The organism is Methylobacter sp. BlB1, assembly GCF_015476545.1.
In the GTDB taxonomy this organism is placed as follows: Bacteria; Pseudomonadota; Gammaproteobacteria; order Methylococcales; family Methylomonadaceae; genus Methylobacter.
Genome location: NZ_JADMKV010000038.1, coordinates 1 through 15,459 on the forward strand (window position 1 = coordinate 1; position 15,459 = coordinate 15,459).

Sequence of the window (15,459 nt, forward strand, 5' to 3'; positions counted from 1 at the left end):
GCCGTTGCTTTTGCTTTGCCACGGCTATCCCAATAAATTTTCATGGATTCTGGAATCTGAAACACAACAATTCTCCTCAAAAAAGTTGATTATTAGTCATGGAATTACCGCCCGTATGTCCGACGCCACTTGGTTTATTGTGGATTACTTTTGGAACGTAACCGACTTTTCCATCTTCAAAATGATGCAAAACAAAGTCATCTTTAGAAGGAGGATTCCAATTGGGGTTAGTCTCGCGCATCATTTTTGCAAGTTGATCACCATCAATTTTTGCATTTCCATCAACTTCCCAAAGATCATATTTACTGCCTTCGACATACTTATCGAAATCTGGCGCACCGTTTCGAAACTCGATTTCTTCTACCATTCGTCCGTCGGGTAGTTTTTTCGGCTCAGCAAATTCGAAAATACCATTGCCATCTACCGGTTGCTCGCCCTCTGGTGTTTTCCATTTTCCATTCTTACCGCTAATGGGCATCTGCAGCTGGCGCTTTTCTCCTGTCACCTCATCTACAAGCTTGCGTGGACAGGTTTCAACCCCCGGCGTTTTGTTCTTGGCATCAAGCATGGCTTGTTGTACTTTATCTAATGCCTGTCTGCGTGCCTTGGCAACTTGTTCGAGACTGAGGCCACTATTCTTGAAAAAGTCTGTACGGGCTTCCGCGATTTTTGCAGGGTTGAGACCGCTCTCCTTGAGAACGCCTTTGCTTACTTTGGCTAAATTATCCTTCGCCTGTAACATAGCCTCCAAAGCCTTGGCTGTTTTCGGCGCACGCTTGACAATCTTGGCAGGCTTAGCCAGCGCATCGCCTGCATAAGGGATCATGCTGCCCAAGGACAGTAATGCGCCTAAGGCATCACCCTGTGCAGCCGAGAGTAGAAAGCCTGCGCCGTCACTAACCGGAGTCGGATCAAATATGCCGGCAATATCCGCGGATACTGTGGCATACTCCATTGGCGTCATATTTGCAGCTTCACTTTTGAGATTATCCCAAACGTTTTTTTTCATTTGCTCGGCAAGCGCATCGTTATAGGTATCCGTCATGTTTCCATCTCCCAAAAGCGTGTGCGCCATTCACGCGGGTTGTTAAATTTCTGTGCCTCTTCCCATGCTTCGGCAAAGTTATCGGTTGCCAGCTCGTTAAAGCGGTCTTCTGCAGTACGAGTTGTCTGATTCAGCACTTTTTCAATTTGGGCTTGCTTGTAAAAACCAGGAGCGATATCCCAGCGGAGCCTGACGAACAGACGCATCGAATAGACGTCATCTATATTAAATGAAGAAGCAATATCGATGCTGTCATTGATCGCCCAAAGCAGATAAGGCTTTGGATAAATTTGAAAAAGGTCAGGGCGGTACTCGGCAAGATGTTCTTTAACGTCCTTGATGAGCAAGTTACGACGATTCAATACGATGCCATGCTTCTGTGAGCGATTAATTATCAACATCTAATTATCCTCAATCCTCACCATAGGGTTCCCACAATCACGACACCAGCAGTTATGGGGAGGTATGCATATTAGAAACGCTGACAATTGGGACATGAACATTCCTTTGTGGTTAATGTAGTTTTAAAGATCGGCGATAGATATCAGATCGTCAGACTATATACCCGGGATAACTTGTAACTGGCCTCGGAAAAATGGCCCAGACTCCTGCCATCGTCTGTTTCGGCTGGCAAGGTTTTGGCAAGGCCTAAGGAAGCCTTGGCATGCTCGACACTGCAAGTCAGCTGGAAAGCATTCAATACGCGCAGATAATAATAGCGGAGCAATAGAGATTTATGGGTTGTCGGGTGATAGGGGACCCTACTCATCTTGCTTGCGATTTTTTGTGTAACTGCCATGTTTTTGATTCCTGGAACAAAAGTGCCCTTGTAGCTGGGTATCAGAGGATAAGCAATCGATGCAACTTTGACTGTTTATATTTTCTTCATACTAGGCAAATAGTATTGGAAGGCTGGCGTAAAAGTCAATGCGGATTGGTTCCGACAGAATGGCACCGGCCAAGCGAATCGAAGCGTTCGTTTTGAGAAAACGGCTCAAACTCAGTCATCGTCAGCAGATGGTACGAACCTACCGATTGCACGATATAAGGTAGCGTGATGACTGTTCAGGATGCGGGCGGCATCGCCGAAGCCACAAGGAAAAAAACCATGAGATGTCCTCAGTGTGAGGCAACAATTCCTCTTACTTGGCGCTTATGATGATACTTGGCGGGTCACCGCCAAATTGGGCCTAAAGCGTTAATCACGTGTCCATGTATAAGCCCCATATCCGCCCAACAAAAAGGTCCAAGGAACGGTCAGCTAGCTACGCTGGCCACCAGCCCCTGACCTTCCGCATTGAACAACAGTTTTCTGTATTGCAGCTGCCATTTGATTGAAATTCTTGATCGATCCTTCTTGGCCGGTTTGAGTCGATCAGGGCTGCTTCAAGCCGCCTCATTCCGGCCATACATCCAATCTTGATAATTCCCCGGGTTTCTAGCTTTTGTTGCATCCTATCGGAATCATCCAAGACTGGCTGGGCTTGTTATCTTTGGCATAATCAGCCACCGGTATTTTTTCACCGGTTTTAAATTCCAGTTCAGATATGCTCACTAAATACTGATCCAGATGATCCCGGGTGGCTTCCTGACTGTTGGGCACAATCCAGGCAATCGCCTGTTCATCCTGACCTGTCCCCCTAATAATGACTTTCCAGAATGCATCGGGTGTCTGGACACTATGCGACTGGAGAAAGGCATCATCGGTCGGATCATTGCCCCAGATTACGCCACCAATCACCAATAGTTCATCAATATCCCGATAACACTCAACGATCTCTTCGGTCTGCAACCAAGCGCCCCTGTTCATATTAGCGGCCTGCGGTAGAATATTGGTCATCGTGTTAGTGGCCTTGATGGCTTCGGCTGAGGCATCCAGATGGTTGGCTGGCACCAGATGACCTCTATCATAGTTCATGCCATAGGCACTGGCGCTGGTTTGCTGGCAGTCAGCCGGAACATTCGGATCGAGAAAGAAACTGTCGTAACGTGCTGCATTGCCTGTATCCCGTTGAGCTACATACTGAAATTTGGTAGCACCTCGTTTTGCACAATCCAGCCAGACCGTAAAGCCCGGATAATCGAGCCTCAAGCTTGGTTGGTGTTCCCAGGCCAGAATGGCACTGCGGAAATCATCTGTGTTGCCAACAGCTGTCTGTACGCTGCCTGTATATGGCCCCCAGATAAAAATATCACCCTTCCTGTCAACGCCTAAAGAGTTGTCACTGATCGGATAGTGGCGATAATAGGGAAATTGAGGACTGATGCTCATCCCATCTACCTTGCCGGTGAAAATAGCAGGGAAATTGGCTTCCGCATAAGAAAACACACGATCATAGGTGACAGACTGGGCGTCTTCCCAGGCCGTGACAGCACTGTCGTAATCAGCCACGTTGCCTACAGCTGTCAGCTCATTATCGGTATAAGGGCCTAGCATGAAAATATCGCCTGCTGGGTCAATGCCTAAATAGTTGCCACTGGTTGGATAGTAGCGATAGAGATATTGCTGGTAATGGCCTTCCTCTGCCGCCTTGCCAGTGAAAATGTCTGGATAGTTGGCTTCCGCATAGGTGAAAACACGGCTATTAGCTAGATGCGAGACCGGAGTAATTGCGCAGGCAAGTACGGGAAAAAATATCCCTAGCAGGATGAAAAAACGGATGATGTATAGATGCATGACTACTTAATTGAAGTTTGTTGTTTATTATTTTTTCTCTTTATAGACCATGAGCGGCAAATTCAACATTACCCTAGAGCAGAATCTAGCTCTTACCAGCCAGCCTAGATTGATAAGTTTTGCCTAACTCGTCATGATCGTTCGTATTTGGTTTTTAAGCGGAATAATATCAAAAGATAGCTTAGCTCAATTTGGGCTGGTTGCTTTGGATTGATAGCAAATAGTAATTTTAATGTTGTGCCAAGTCTGGCGTATGCCATAATTTAGATATTGAAATTGTTGAGTTTCCCGTTTCTCTTTTGTCCACTGTCACTTAACTATCCTGTCCAGGAAAAGATAAGATGCAATTGTACTTTCCTGGTGAAGCCAGCCCTGCATTTTCATCGGTGAATTCTGCACTTATCCTGCAGCTTCAAAAGGCGAAGTGCTTGATTGAAGCCGAGTAATTACGCAGCCTGCAGTGTTTTTGCAATACTGCACTTTCAAAATAACATTTTTTCAGAACTATTTTTTAGGCCCAGACATAATTTTGAGCCTATTTACTGACCAATATTCAATGCCCATTGACACTGCCAAAAAGCTAACCTATAAGGTAAAAAAATAATGATGCTGATGAGGTAAGCTGAGATGACTGACTACCGTAAATACCATTGCCAGGAATGTGAACATATCTATGATGAAGCAAAAGGTGACCCAGATTCTGGCATTGCGCCTGGCACGCGCTGGGAAGACATTCCAGAGGATTGGGCTTGCCCCATTTGTGGCGCTCCAAAAAGTTTTTTCAAGCTGCTGGCGTAGTTCCCTTTATTCATTGCAAGACGCTTAGCAGTTGATGCTATTTATTGTTGGATAGAGCAAAGCAATTTGTTACTTGCATCATACTTACAACGATAATTGGCCTGTCCAGGAAAGATGATACTTACTTGTTCCTGGATGGGCAGCATAAATTAGTATCCAACATACTATTGCTACATTTGTCTTTACTATAAAAGATATCGGGCTATTATCGATAAACCTGTTGCCAATAAGGATTAACGGCATTGAATCTAATTATCCACAAAATCTGTGGATAACCTTGTCATTAAATCCTGACATTGAACTATAATCTATTGAAATTTATGAATTTTAGTTAAATTGACTAAAAAATCACCAGCCATAATTCCAGCTAGTTGACAAATTCCTGGAGCAACACGGTGATTATTGGTTAAATCTGATTCTGACAATCAAAACAATAAGCCTTGCCACCAAATTTCTTTTTATTATTGAAGCAGAATTTCGCTACTTTCTCTGTAATTGACGTTTTGCATTTTGCGCAAAAAAACTTCGACTTGGACCAAGAATTTTGAGGTTGAGATGAACTATTAGCAGCCATAAAAGCATCTTCCACCTTTGGCTCAAGCTCGGTAATTATCTCGTCCACTGCTAGATTCTCAGTTTCGTAATTTACCTCTTTAATTCCAAACTTTGCTTTGAAATTCACCTGAGCGGGTGAATGATAAGATGCTAACACTTCAGCTATTTCTTGTATGGTACTGCCAGATACAACTTTTGCTAATTGCGCCAGATCAGTTGGCTTTATGGCATCGAGTTCTTTATCAATTACTGTTTTTAGTGTATCCGCCTTGATCACAGAAGAGGTATCAAACTTCTTGTTATCAGGACGAGTGATGACCGATTTAGGTGACACGAGGATAAAACTCCTAAACGTTGGCTGAATTCTTATGCCCAAGCGCTTAGGTAAAATATCATTGTCCTTAATCAGTTTTTCCAGAACAGTAATATGCCTTTTGTTTTGCTCAACAGGTGATGGCATTCCAAAATATTTATTTTGGTATAAAGCCTCAAATTCGCCGACCTCAGTAATTCTTACCCCATAAGCATAACTTTTCGACTCCAGCACAAAGAACTCGAACATTCTATTGATGAGCAAATGGTCTATCTGAGCAACTTGACCATTGTGCTCAATCCGTAAATCATGAATAACTGCCCAGTTCTTGGAATGGCTATAGTAGAAGTCAATGAAATAAGCCGCATCGTCTTCGCCATGCGCTCCGGCTTTTATTGACTTTAGCTCTCTTTCAATAAGAAAGCGCTGAGTGCTGGTTATGTTTTCATCCAACAGCGCCTGCAATTCGGCAATATCTTGGTCTTTTGAATCTCTGGTTTTTATAATCATTTATTTCCAGAATTATGAATTTGAATTTTATGCTAAAAATAGCGAAAAATAATATTTTAATAAAACGGACCTGTATATACATCAATAATAAGCTAATTGAAACCGAGTCCTTTAAAAACCGATTCGAACGATATTTTGGAAAGAAGGGTAGCCAGACAATAAATAAATTTTTTGACGTTTATGGTCGCCCATCACTAATGTCTCGACTCGTTAGCCGAGACACTGGATTGTGTTCGAGGCTTAGCTGGTCAAGGGTGAAGCATTCGACTTGGCTAAGATCAATCGGTAGTTATGCTCTTCAGAAAAGCAGCGAATCCTGCCTCAGAAATCGAACGAAATTCCCGCTTGTCATAGTGCTTTTGGGTGGTCAATCATGACTGGATCCGGACATTTGGCAACCGCTTGGCCTGAATAGTCAGAATCATCAGGCCCATCAAGCGCTTCAGTCGGCCGCAGGCCCCGGCCCGGCTTAGCCTTATTCGACTTTGGCGCCCCGGCTGAGCGTATAAGGCGCCAGGCCCCGGCCGGCGAGGGCGACGCGCAAATTGGCCCAGTCCGGAAGCTGCGCCGAGACCCGCTGGTAGAAGGCCGGGTAATCGAAGTCGGGCAGCTCCCGGCCCTCCACGAAATGCCGAAGACCGGCGATGAGGCCGTCCTTGTCATATTCCTTGACGATTTTCACGAAGCCGATCTTTTCGTCGAAAGCATGCTTATACTGGTAACTTGCTTGGCCCTTGTGCGTGGCTGTTTCCATCTCGCCTTCCCATTGCGCGGCCTGTTCGGTTGGTATCGGAGCGGTCACCTGGCACGACCAGTTTTCGCACTGGGGGCCGTCGACCCGGAGCCAGCGAGGCCTCAGCACTTGCCCAAAGGCATAGTGGTCATCATACTCGACAATTTTTGTCCGGTAGGCGGGCGAGAGGGCACGGACGATCGCATGCTCGACCAGGGCGCCCATCTTCACCTGGGCGTCCGCTTCGTCCTTAGCATCAGCGAGCGGCATGGCGATGACCAGATAATTGGCGTTGTCCGCCGAGACCGGCGGCCTGGACGTCCCGCCCAGCAGCAGGGCGGCGGCCGCAATCCCGACCTCGGCGCCGTGCGGCAGAGCGCCCGGGATGGGACGGCTGGCCGCGGCCAGGCTCAGATCTGCGGCCCGCAGCGCCGCCGAGTCCGAAGCCTGGCCCGAGCCGGATGCCGGAGAATCGGCTTTGATCCGCGCGTTCGGGTTAAACGGGTTTTGCGCGTAGGGTTTGAAGGTCGTGCAGCCGGCAATTAAAACCAGCAGACCTGCGGCGGCGAATAGACGGAGATGCGAATTCATGAGGGTTATTTCCTTAAGTGAAGCGTGGGCCGCCTTTTCTGCGGCGGACAGGGTTGACATAAAAAAGCGGGCTGACTATCAGCATCGGTTGGCCAGGGCCGGCCGGAATACCCGGGGCTCATCGGGATCCTTGTTGAATACCGTCACCAGCAGCTTGTGGTCGCCCTGATGGCAAAACACGTAATGCAAGGGATTGTCGGGATGCTTCCAGACTTCCGGCGCCTCGCCGTATTTTTTGAGCTTGTGCCGAAGCACGGGGGCGGGAAGCGGGATCTGGTCGAGGCGCCCTTTCAGCCGACGGTGCAGGTTCTTCCAGGCCGTGTTCCTGTCGAGCGTGCCGCAATGCGCCGCATAGCGCTCCAGGGCGTGCCGCGTCACCGCGATCAGGCCCATGCCGTCGCTGTGCAGCTTTTCGATGCCCCGCCGGCGCTCGCCGTCGATCAGCGGGATCTCGCCCAACCGGTCAGCGTTCGGAAACCAGGACCGGTCCTTGGAGATGGCCACTTCGGCTTCGGCATAGCGGGTCAGCAGGGGGTAGCCGTATTCGTACAGGTCGAATTTACGCGTGGCCTGGCGGGTCATTTTTTTGATAGCGCCTTTCGAAACCACCAGCTTCAAGTTGATGCCGGTGCGGTTGGCATTGAAGATACAGGCCTCGCCCAGCAAGTAGCGGATCGCGATGGCCTCGGCCGCCGCGAGCGGGTCCTGGCAGCTCAGCGCCAAAGTGACGTCGACGGCGCTCTGGCGGCTGGCGCCGCTGCGCCAGTAGACGCGCACGCGCGCGTGGTTGTCGAAGTGGGTTGGGGCTTGGGCGTATACCGTTAACAGGTCCATTTTTATTCTCCTCTGAAATAAGGGCTGTACCGCTATTATCTATAGGTCGAAAAAGATGCAACCCCGGCCGGGCGCCAAAAAACCGGCCTGTGTCCGGAGTTGGACATGATGAGCGGTCTCCCGGGCAAACGGCGCCGGCAATGGCCCAGGGGGAGGCCCGGCTGCCTTGCTGGCCGGCATGACCGTACAGCATGGAGGTTTGGCCGAACGGGCGCAGCCCGGATTGAAAGCGAGAGATTCAGGGGCATTTTCGGGTCGGTTGCTTGAGGGGGCGGCCGCGATACTACGAAGCCGGGCTGGAGTGAGGCTGATGCCCTGAGCGCGCTCCCGTCTTCGGCCCGTGCGGGCTCTCGCTGAGATGCCGGCCGAAGCAAAGGCTTGTCCAGAACGCTTGTTTTCGCCGCCTTTTTGGCCGACAATGCCGGGCAATCCCATGAATTGCATCAGCCGGAGAGACTGCCATGACCTATCAGGATGAAGCGGAAAATCGCCTGACCGAGGAGGCCTACCTGAAAACGGAGCCCGCCTCGGACATCAGACGCGAGTATATTGACGGCCGGGCTTATCCCATGGCCGATTCAACGCGAAACCACGCCCGCATTACCGGCAATGTCGCGCGTCACTTCGGCATCCACCTGGAAGGCACGCCCTGCGAGGCCTTTGCGGTGGGTCTGCGGGTGCGCGTCGGCCCGGACTATTTTTACCCGGACGTGCTGGTCGACTGCGACTCCCTGTCGGGCGAGGATGCGTTCTCGACCAACCCCGTGCTCATTGTCGAGGTGCTGTCCAGGGCCAGCCGGCGCCTGGATACCACGACCAAACTGGTGCGGTATCGGAACCTGCCGTCCCTGCAGGAATATGTCCTGATCGAGACTGATTTTATCTCTGTGCACGTGCTCCGCCGATCCAATGATTGGCGGTCTGCGTATTACTATCTGGACGACGAGGCCCTGTTCGAGTCCATTGGCCTCATGCTGCCGGTCGAGAAAATCTATGAGCGGGTCGATAACGAGGAACTGCGTGAATTCCGATGCCGCCGGCGGCCTTCAGCCGGCCAGTAAGCCCGAAAGCCGCGCTGCGGCGGCCTTCGGGCTTAACCGGCAGGCAAGCGCCAGCGTCGAACCCGGACCCGCCCCCGACCCATCCTGACCCTTCAGAGCGCAGGCGGACGGGGGGCGGACCGGTAATGGCGGCCGCCGACAATAGCCGCTACCCCGCCGGCTTCGTTTCGCGCTCCGGAAAATCCGGCACGGCATCGTCGTCTTCCGGCGTCCAGGACCAGAGAGGGATCCGCTGCTGGTGATAGATTTTCAACTTGCGTTCCTTGCGGGCCTGATAGGCCGGATCCCGAGTCATGCCAAAAACTTCCAGCGCCCAATCCTTATCGCCGTCGGTCAGGACGAAATCGGGCCTGAATCCACTGCCGTCCACGCGTAGCGGTTTGCGAAACGCCCGGCCTTCCGCGACCAGTTTGTCGGCGATCTGCAGTTCATAGGCCGATTCGACCGGAATGAATTGCAGGTTGGTGCGCAGCAGCGCCAGGTCCGCGATCGTGCAGTACTTGCCGGTGCGAAATACGGTGCAGATGGCCAGGATGTGACGGTCGCGTTTGTCGATCTCGGAGATCAGCTGGCCGAAGCTTCGTTCGGCCGCGGCGGCCGTCTCCGGGGTCATCCACAGGAGCTCATCGAGCAGGTCAAGCCCCACGCCGATCCCGCCCGTTTCCCGCCTCGACGGTATCCAGCGGGTGACGTGGCCGATGATGATCGCGGCCCGTTCAGGCTTTGTCGTCTTCACGAACAGCGTTGCGCGATTCCCTCGCAGGCTCCCGGGTTTGTCCTGTAGCCAGTGAGGAATTACCAGCATGTCGGCTAAGCGGCGCCTTTCGCCCTCGATAACCATGTCCTGGGCCATGTCCAGGATACAGTTATGCAGGGTGGTGAGACTACGCTTCCGCTGCCGATTGGGATACCAAATATTAAGCCGGGTCTGGTGCAGGCTCTCGTTCAGCAGGCCGAGCAGCGTGATGGTCGGGCGAGTGGCGCCTGCCGGAGCATGGCCGCCGCCCCCGGCTCCCTTCAGGTCCATGGCGACACGGAGATAGCTGGCCAGATTGATATTTACAATGCCGTTGCGCTCGATGATGGCCGGCTGCGCTCCGCCGTTAGCTGTCGCGCGGCTTTCGCTGGTTCCATAGAATGGGCACAAAATTGAGTGGTTTTCGCCCGTTTTCGGCAGCCTGGCCAGGAGAAACCGGCGGCATTTTCTGATCGACAGTTCGCGATTCCTGCCGTCAGGCATGGACAGGCAACCGCAGACGGGGCGGATGGGATTTTGATAGTGTTTCCGCAACAGATTCTGCGCGCTGTCATTTTCCGGATCGGACAGCCACCCAAGGTCGTAGTGTCGATTGTTGATGATGATTCTGCTCATGATTGGCTCCTGCAGGGTAGGGTGGCATAAAACGCGAAAATGGCAGCAATGTCGCTGTAGCGGGCCAAGTCTCTGCCGGCCTCGATGGCGGCGATGGCGTCAGGCGCTACGCCGGTGACGCAGGCCACGGCCTCGACGGTCAGCGCCTGCGCGTGGCGCTGCCCTTTGAGGACCTGGCTGATGTCGTCGAGCGACGGCAAGGGCTCCATGTCCGGTAAGGAACCGGGCTTCTGGCCTGTAGGGCGATACCCCCGGCCGGCGTCCGCACCGGAAAAGCTGAGCGGCCTGGGCGGCCTGCCGGGCTTGCCGGCCAGGCGCCAGAGCGCACACAGCGCCAGCCAGTAGTCATGGGCCGTTTTGGGGGCCAGGTCCCGGTGACCTTTCCAGAAATTAATGACATGACGTTGACCTAGCTCATGGAGATTGTGCACCCGCTCAGTTTCTTCCACGAATGCCACGAATTTGAGTATGCGTCCCACCTGCAGGCGGCGGTTGGTTTTGGAACCGCCGCGGACGTAAGCGTGCGCCAATGATCTAATCTGGTTAACCAATGTAGACATTAGTCACCTCCAGCCGGTTGTGCCCCAACTCTCTGGACAGGGTCTGCCGGGCCTCGCGGTCGATAGCCTCCGCGGCCGAGACCTCGACCTGCAGAAATTCCGCCATGAATTCCAGCCAGTCCCTGCGCGGCACGCCCGTGGTAACCGGGGCGGGAACGCCGGTCAGGGCCTGATAGCGCTGCTGGGCGTAATGGTGGCGTTCCGCATGGAAATTGAAGCCGTGCTTTTGCGCTAGGGCGTAACATTCGCTGCGGAAATCGACGTAGGACATATCGTCGGGCACCAGCGAGCGTCCGTGTTGAATGCCGGTGGCCGCCTCGAGCGCTTTCAGGGCCTCGCCGCTGACCGGAATCTCCCGCCGCCGGCCCCCTTTGGTGCCGCTGATCACTATGACATAGCTGTCTTTAGCAGCCTGACACAGGGCTTTCCTAGCATCGAGCAGAACCGATTCCCTGAAGCGAAGACCCAGCGTCCGCTGCAGAGTCAGCAGAACGCCGATACGCTCATCGACCCGAGCCACGAGCGTGTCGTGTTGGAAGGCCGGCATAGCCCGGCTGTGTTCGGGCAGGTAGTTGCGCCGTGGAATCCCGCAATCCCGGGTGGGGCTGACAGACTGCCACTCGCCCAGAGTGGCCAACTTCATGACGGTATTCACAGCGGAAACATACATGTAGTGGCTCGCGTTTGAAAATGGCCGGGCTCGCAATTATCCCCAGTTTCGGCTCGAATTAGCTGCGACTGAAAATCCGGCCCGGCTCACATTATCTGCAACCGAGCTCGCATTTACCCGCATGGGCTTGCAATCGATTCTCTCGGGCTCAAATTATCTGCAACTATCGCAGGCGTCAAATGGGCAGCCCGGCCCGCAGCATTTTCTCGCGTAACTCTGTTGCCCGCACCGAATCCAGCGTATTGTTGAACAGTGCTTTGATGTCGGCGGACTTCGCATCCAATTGCTCCGTCAGGTCTTTGATGCGGTAGCCGTGCCGGGTCAGCGTAGGCTCCAGATCATCAATCTGGCGTGATAACACTGAATCAACGACTTCAACCGGAACGGGTCGTTCGCCCGCCTGATAGCCGGCTTCGAGCGCCAAGGTCAGGTGCAGTTGGATTTGCAGCGGTGTGCGCAGCTTGGCGGCTAACAGCTCCAGGGCATCGTCAGTCAAGATAGGGTCGGTTTCGGATTGGTCTTCCGAGCAGGTCTTGAGCAGCCACTGAAGATACTCACGCTGATGGCCGGCGATGCCATCCAGGGAAAACACATCGGTGCGGTAGCCGATTTCCTCCATCGTGGGTTTGCGCAGATCGTTGCGCAATTTGGGATGCCCTGCGAGCACGACCGACAGCCGACCATCACCATCCTCGACCAGTTCCATCAGACGCTTCAGGCCCGTCAGGGTATGACCATTGAGATCGTGGGCTTCATCTACGAACAGCGCCACTGGCCGCTTGTTCTTGCGTACCAGCTCTCGCAAGTCGCGCTCGCGCTTTTCGCCCTGGCTGGGGATGCGCACGTTTTTTTCGGTAGACAGGTCGTAAAACAGGGCCGCGATGAAAGTAGCCAGCTTGATGCGGTGTTTATCGATGGCTAATGACTTGGAAACGGTTATTTTCTTCTCTTCTGCCAGCACGCGCTGAAGCCGGCGCAGCATCACCGTTTTGCCGCTGCCGACCACACCGCAGAGCGCAATGAGCCGCCCTTCGTGGATCGCCCCACGGATGTCCTTCATCAGTGCCTGGTGGTGGGCGGTTTCATAATAGCCCGCCTGGTTAAAGGGCCTGGCCAGTCCGTAATACTGCATCACTTCAACCCGCATGCTGTGCTCCTGTTTTATCTCGGAAATAATCCCTGACTTTCGCCAGCACAATCCGGCGTGTCAGCGTTTCGGCCAGAACCTGGTCAATGAAGGCTTTATCCTCGGGCGCCAGTTTGGCCAGCGGTGTCGCCAGCTCGCCGGCGATGGCCAGCTTGGCGACAATGACCGTTGGATAATGGTACTCGTGCGCCTCGGTATCGAACGGCTGCCGGGGCATAGCCGCTGAGAGCTCTGGCGCCGCCAGGCGCACATCGTTGCCGGACAACGCGGCAATCGGCAAGCCGAGCTGCCCCGCCAGCGAGCGGATGCGGGCAGCGCGTTGATCGGCCTGACTGCGTTTGAAGGCCCGGTAGCGATGCAGCGGAATCGGTCCTGAGACGGGTCGGTACGGTCCGAAGCGTTCGCCGTCAAATTCGACAAACAGCTCGTCGTCGAACAGGCCCCAGAGCAGGATGACCGATTCGCCGGCCATGGCGGGCTCTACCTCATACTGGGCGCCATCAATATTGAGACGGGCATCGCTGCCGACCTTACGCCGTTCCGGCTCGCGGGCGAAGCGGCAGAATTGCTCCCAGGTGCACATTTCGCGCAGCCCTTCGGCGGGCAGATGGGTCAGCCAGTCATCAATCCGTGAGTGCGGTTCGGAACGATGCCGCTGGGCGTTGTAGTTCAGCAGGTAGCGCAGCAGCCATTCGTTGGCCTGTTGCTCGGTTTCCGGCTTGTGAAAGTGATAGAGGGTTTCATGGGCTTCCTTGACCGTCCGGAACGGACGCTCGACCTTGCCTTTGGAGCGGGCCGTGGTGCGCGTGCCGTCCTTGCCGGCCGGCAGATGCGTCTGCCAGTCGATGCCAAGCGCCTGCATCACGTTCTGGAACACCCGGCTTTTCGCCACCGGCCCATTATCCAGATAGAGCATTTGGGGCCGACCCTGGAAGGGATAGGCGGCGTCGGCCTTGGGCGCCATGGCGTTGAACAGAAAGCGCAGCGCCGACTCCGCGTCTTCGCCGTAGATGCAGCGGTATTCCTGATAAGCGGCGCCGCTGCGGTCGTCGACTACGCTGAACAGCGCCAAGGTGGGCTGGCCTTTAGCTGGGTCAATCCAGTCGGGTTTGTCGATGTGCTTAAGGTCCGACGGCGAGATGTCGAACTGCCAGCAGTCGTTGCTGTGTTCAGCCTGGAAGCGGACGGCTGCCGGCTCGCGGGTCAGGCGAGGCTGATCAAGACGCCAGAGCGTCAGATAGCGGTTCACGGTGGGCCGCGTCAGCAGGCCTTTGGGCGCCTGCACCAGGCCTTCGGCCGTTTCCACGCCATAGTCCTCGAGAAGCTCAATGGCCCGCCGGGTGGACAGGTGCCGCCCGTTCTTGTTGGTGGTCCTGAGCTTGAGTGCGGCAATCAGTTCACAATAGCGTTCCAGCTCGGAGTGCGATAGCTTGCGCGGCTTGCCATAATCGGCCCGGTGCGCGGAGCGCGGTTTATTGACGTGGTTCAGTGCCCGGTAGACGGTGCTGGACGAGACGCCGTAGAGATTGGCGACCGCCGCCACCTGGGCGGCCCGCTCCGGACTTTTCGGCGGCAATTGATCCAGCCGTTGCCGCAGCCGTAACAGCGAATCGGCCGGGATCAAGTCAGGTCTCGGCGTGAGGCTTGGCGAGCGCCCGGTAAACCGAGGCCCGGCTGATGCCGAGCTGCCGGGCGATTTCGGTGGCCCCGAGCTTTTGTTGATCGCGTAGCGCCTTGATTGCCCCACTATCAACGGAAGGTTTCCTGCCCTGGTAAACGCCCCGGACCTTGGCCGCCGCAATCCCTTCCAACTGCCGTTCGCGGCGCAGATTCGTCTCGAACTCGGCGAATACCCCCAGCATATCCAGGAAGGCCTTGCCGGCCGCGCTCTGCGTATCAATCGGCTGTTCAGTGGCCCGTAACGTGACGCCGCGCTCCTTGAGCGCGTACACGATATCCTGCAAGTCTTTGATGCTGCGGGCCAGACGATCCACGCGGGTGACCACCAGCGTGTCGCCCTTGCGCAGAAACTCCAGCAGCAATTCCAGCTCGGTGCGGCCGGTGCGGGCGGTACCCGACGCTTTCTCGGCCCGGATAATTTCGCAGCCCGCCGTACGCAACGCCTGTTCTTGAAGAGAATAATCTTGATCCGCACTGGAGACGCGGGCGTAACCGTAAATAGCCATGAGTCCTGATTTGTCTCGCTAGGGTTTAGACCCTAGCACAATAACAGCTAAAATGTGCCAAAACAACCCTAATGAGACACTTTTTGTGTTTCATGCCACTGTTCCGTTTGAGTATACCCATACAGAACACAGCTATTGTCATTTTCAGAAGGCATGTCATTTTTCAAAGCCGGCGTCAGCGGGATTGTCAAGCTTGATGTCAGCAGAAAGTTGAAAATCTGAGCGAGACATAAAACTTTAAATATACCCTCTTATTGCAATCTGCCGACATTGCCTTCGACAATTTGCAACATACTGACATCGGCTTTGAAATTTGCTGATATCGACTATGACATTTTAGTTTGCGTCCATCATGGCGATCGCAGGTTCTGACTGATTACTGCTGACGTCGACTTTGAAAAGTGACA

The 15,459-nt window shown here is 53.8% G+C and carries 16 protein-coding genes; 2 read left to right on the forward strand and 14 right to left on the reverse strand.

Features of this window, described 5'->3' with window-relative positions:
• Positions 1 to 76 precede the first annotated feature (76 nt).
• From IT781_RS14185 to IT781_RS14200, 4 genes are all read right to left on the reverse strand, one after another.
• Complete coding sequence (locus tag IT781_RS14185) at positions 77 to 1,045, reverse strand: hypothetical protein (protein WP_194970825.1); 969 nt, start codon at positions 1,043 to 1,045, stop codon at positions 77 to 79.
• Positions 1,042 to 1,446, reverse strand: a complete 405-nt coding sequence (locus IT781_RS14190) for a hypothetical protein (protein WP_194970826.1) — start codon at positions 1,444 to 1,446, stop codon at positions 1,042 to 1,044. Before IT781_RS14190 ends, IT781_RS14185 begins: the two co-directional genes overlap by 4 nt.
• 143 nt (positions 1,447 to 1,589) lie before the next feature.
• Complete coding sequence (locus IT781_RS14195; RefSeq protein ID WP_194970827.1) at positions 1,590 to 1,844, reverse strand: hypothetical protein; 255 nt, start codon at positions 1,842 to 1,844, stop codon at positions 1,590 to 1,592.
• A gap of 639 nt (positions 1,845 to 2,483) precedes the next feature.
• Complete coding sequence (locus tag IT781_RS14200) at positions 2,484 to 3,722, reverse strand: DNA/RNA non-specific endonuclease (protein WP_228779157.1); 1,239 nt, start codon at positions 3,720 to 3,722, stop codon at positions 2,484 to 2,486.
• Positions 3,723 to 4,349: 627 nt separating this feature from the next.
• Between IT781_RS14200 and IT781_RS14205 the strand changes: the two genes are divergently transcribed.
• Complete coding sequence (locus IT781_RS14205) at positions 4,350 to 4,520, forward strand: rubredoxin (protein WP_194970828.1); 171 nt, start codon at positions 4,350 to 4,352, stop codon at positions 4,518 to 4,520.
• 406 nt (positions 4,521 to 4,926) lie between these two features.
• Here the strand turns inward: IT781_RS14205 and IT781_RS14210 are convergent, their stop codons facing one another.
• The 4 genes from IT781_RS14210 to IT781_RS14225 all read right to left on the reverse strand — a co-directional run bounded on the left by IT781_RS14210 (position 4,927) and on the right by IT781_RS14225 (position 8,491).
• The gene (locus tag IT781_RS14210; protein WP_194970829.1) at positions 4,927 to 5,898 is read right to left on the reverse strand and encodes a nuclease-related domain-containing protein; all 972 of its coding nucleotides are present in this window, start codon (positions 5,896 to 5,898) and stop codon (positions 4,927 to 4,929) included.
• A gap of 475 nt (positions 5,899 to 6,373) precedes the next feature.
• Positions 6,374 to 7,222: a hypothetical protein gene (locus IT781_RS14215; RefSeq protein WP_194970830.1), complete on the reverse strand. Its 849-nt coding sequence runs from the start codon at positions 7,220 to 7,222 to the stop codon at positions 6,374 to 6,376.
• 78 nt (positions 7,223 to 7,300) lie between these two features.
• Positions 7,301 to 8,056 carry a hypothetical protein gene (locus IT781_RS14220; protein ID WP_194970831.1) on the reverse strand — a complete coding sequence of 252 codons (756 nt, stop codon included), beginning with the start codon at positions 8,054 to 8,056 and terminating at the stop codon, positions 7,301 to 7,303.
• Positions 8,057 to 8,095: 39 nt separating this feature from the next.
• Positions 8,096 to 8,491, reverse strand: coding sequence for a hypothetical protein (locus IT781_RS14225; protein ID WP_194970832.1), 396 nt, complete (start codon positions 8,489 to 8,491; stop codon positions 8,096 to 8,098).
• A 26-nt stretch (positions 8,492 to 8,517) separates the two neighbouring features.
• Between IT781_RS14225 and IT781_RS14230 the strand changes: the two genes are divergently transcribed.
• A complete protein-coding gene (locus IT781_RS14230; RefSeq protein ID WP_194970833.1) occupies positions 8,518 to 9,117 on the forward strand; it encodes a Uma2 family endonuclease in 600 nt (199 codons plus the stop codon).
• A 148-nt stretch (positions 9,118 to 9,265) separates the two neighbouring features.
• On the opposite strand, the gene IT781_RS14235 is transcribed toward IT781_RS14230, so the two are convergent.
• From IT781_RS14235 to IT781_RS14260, 6 genes are all read right to left on the reverse strand, one after another.
• Positions 9,266 to 10,489 (reverse strand): DUF1173 family protein, encoded by a 1,224-nt coding sequence (locus IT781_RS14235; RefSeq protein WP_194970834.1) that lies wholly within the window; start codon positions 10,487 to 10,489, stop codon positions 9,266 to 9,268.
• Positions 10,486 to 11,049, reverse strand: a complete 564-nt coding sequence (locus IT781_RS14240; RefSeq protein ID WP_194970835.1) for a helix-turn-helix domain-containing protein — start codon at positions 11,047 to 11,049, stop codon at positions 10,486 to 10,488. Before IT781_RS14240 ends, IT781_RS14235 begins: the two co-directional genes overlap by 4 nt.
• Positions 11,033 to 11,692, reverse strand: coding sequence for an integrase domain-containing protein (locus IT781_RS14245; protein WP_194970836.1), 660 nt, complete (start codon positions 11,690 to 11,692; stop codon positions 11,033 to 11,035). Before IT781_RS14245 ends, IT781_RS14240 begins: the two co-directional genes overlap by 17 nt.
• A gap of 202 nt (positions 11,693 to 11,894) precedes the next feature.
• Positions 11,895 to 12,866 carry an ExeA family protein gene (locus IT781_RS14250; RefSeq protein WP_194970837.1) on the reverse strand — a complete coding sequence of 324 codons (972 nt, stop codon included), beginning with the start codon at positions 12,864 to 12,866 and terminating at the stop codon, positions 11,895 to 11,897.
• Positions 12,856 to 14,487, reverse strand: coding sequence for an IS481 family transposase (locus tag IT781_RS14255; protein WP_370527012.1), 1,632 nt, complete (start codon positions 14,485 to 14,487; stop codon positions 12,856 to 12,858). Before IT781_RS14255 ends, IT781_RS14250 begins: the two co-directional genes overlap by 11 nt.
• A 4-nt stretch (positions 14,488 to 14,491) precedes the next feature.
• Positions 14,492 to 15,052 carry a recombinase family protein gene (locus IT781_RS14260; protein WP_194970839.1) on the reverse strand — a complete coding sequence of 187 codons (561 nt, stop codon included), beginning with the start codon at positions 15,050 to 15,052 and terminating at the stop codon, positions 14,492 to 14,494.
• Positions 15,053 to 15,459 lie beyond the last annotated feature (407 nt).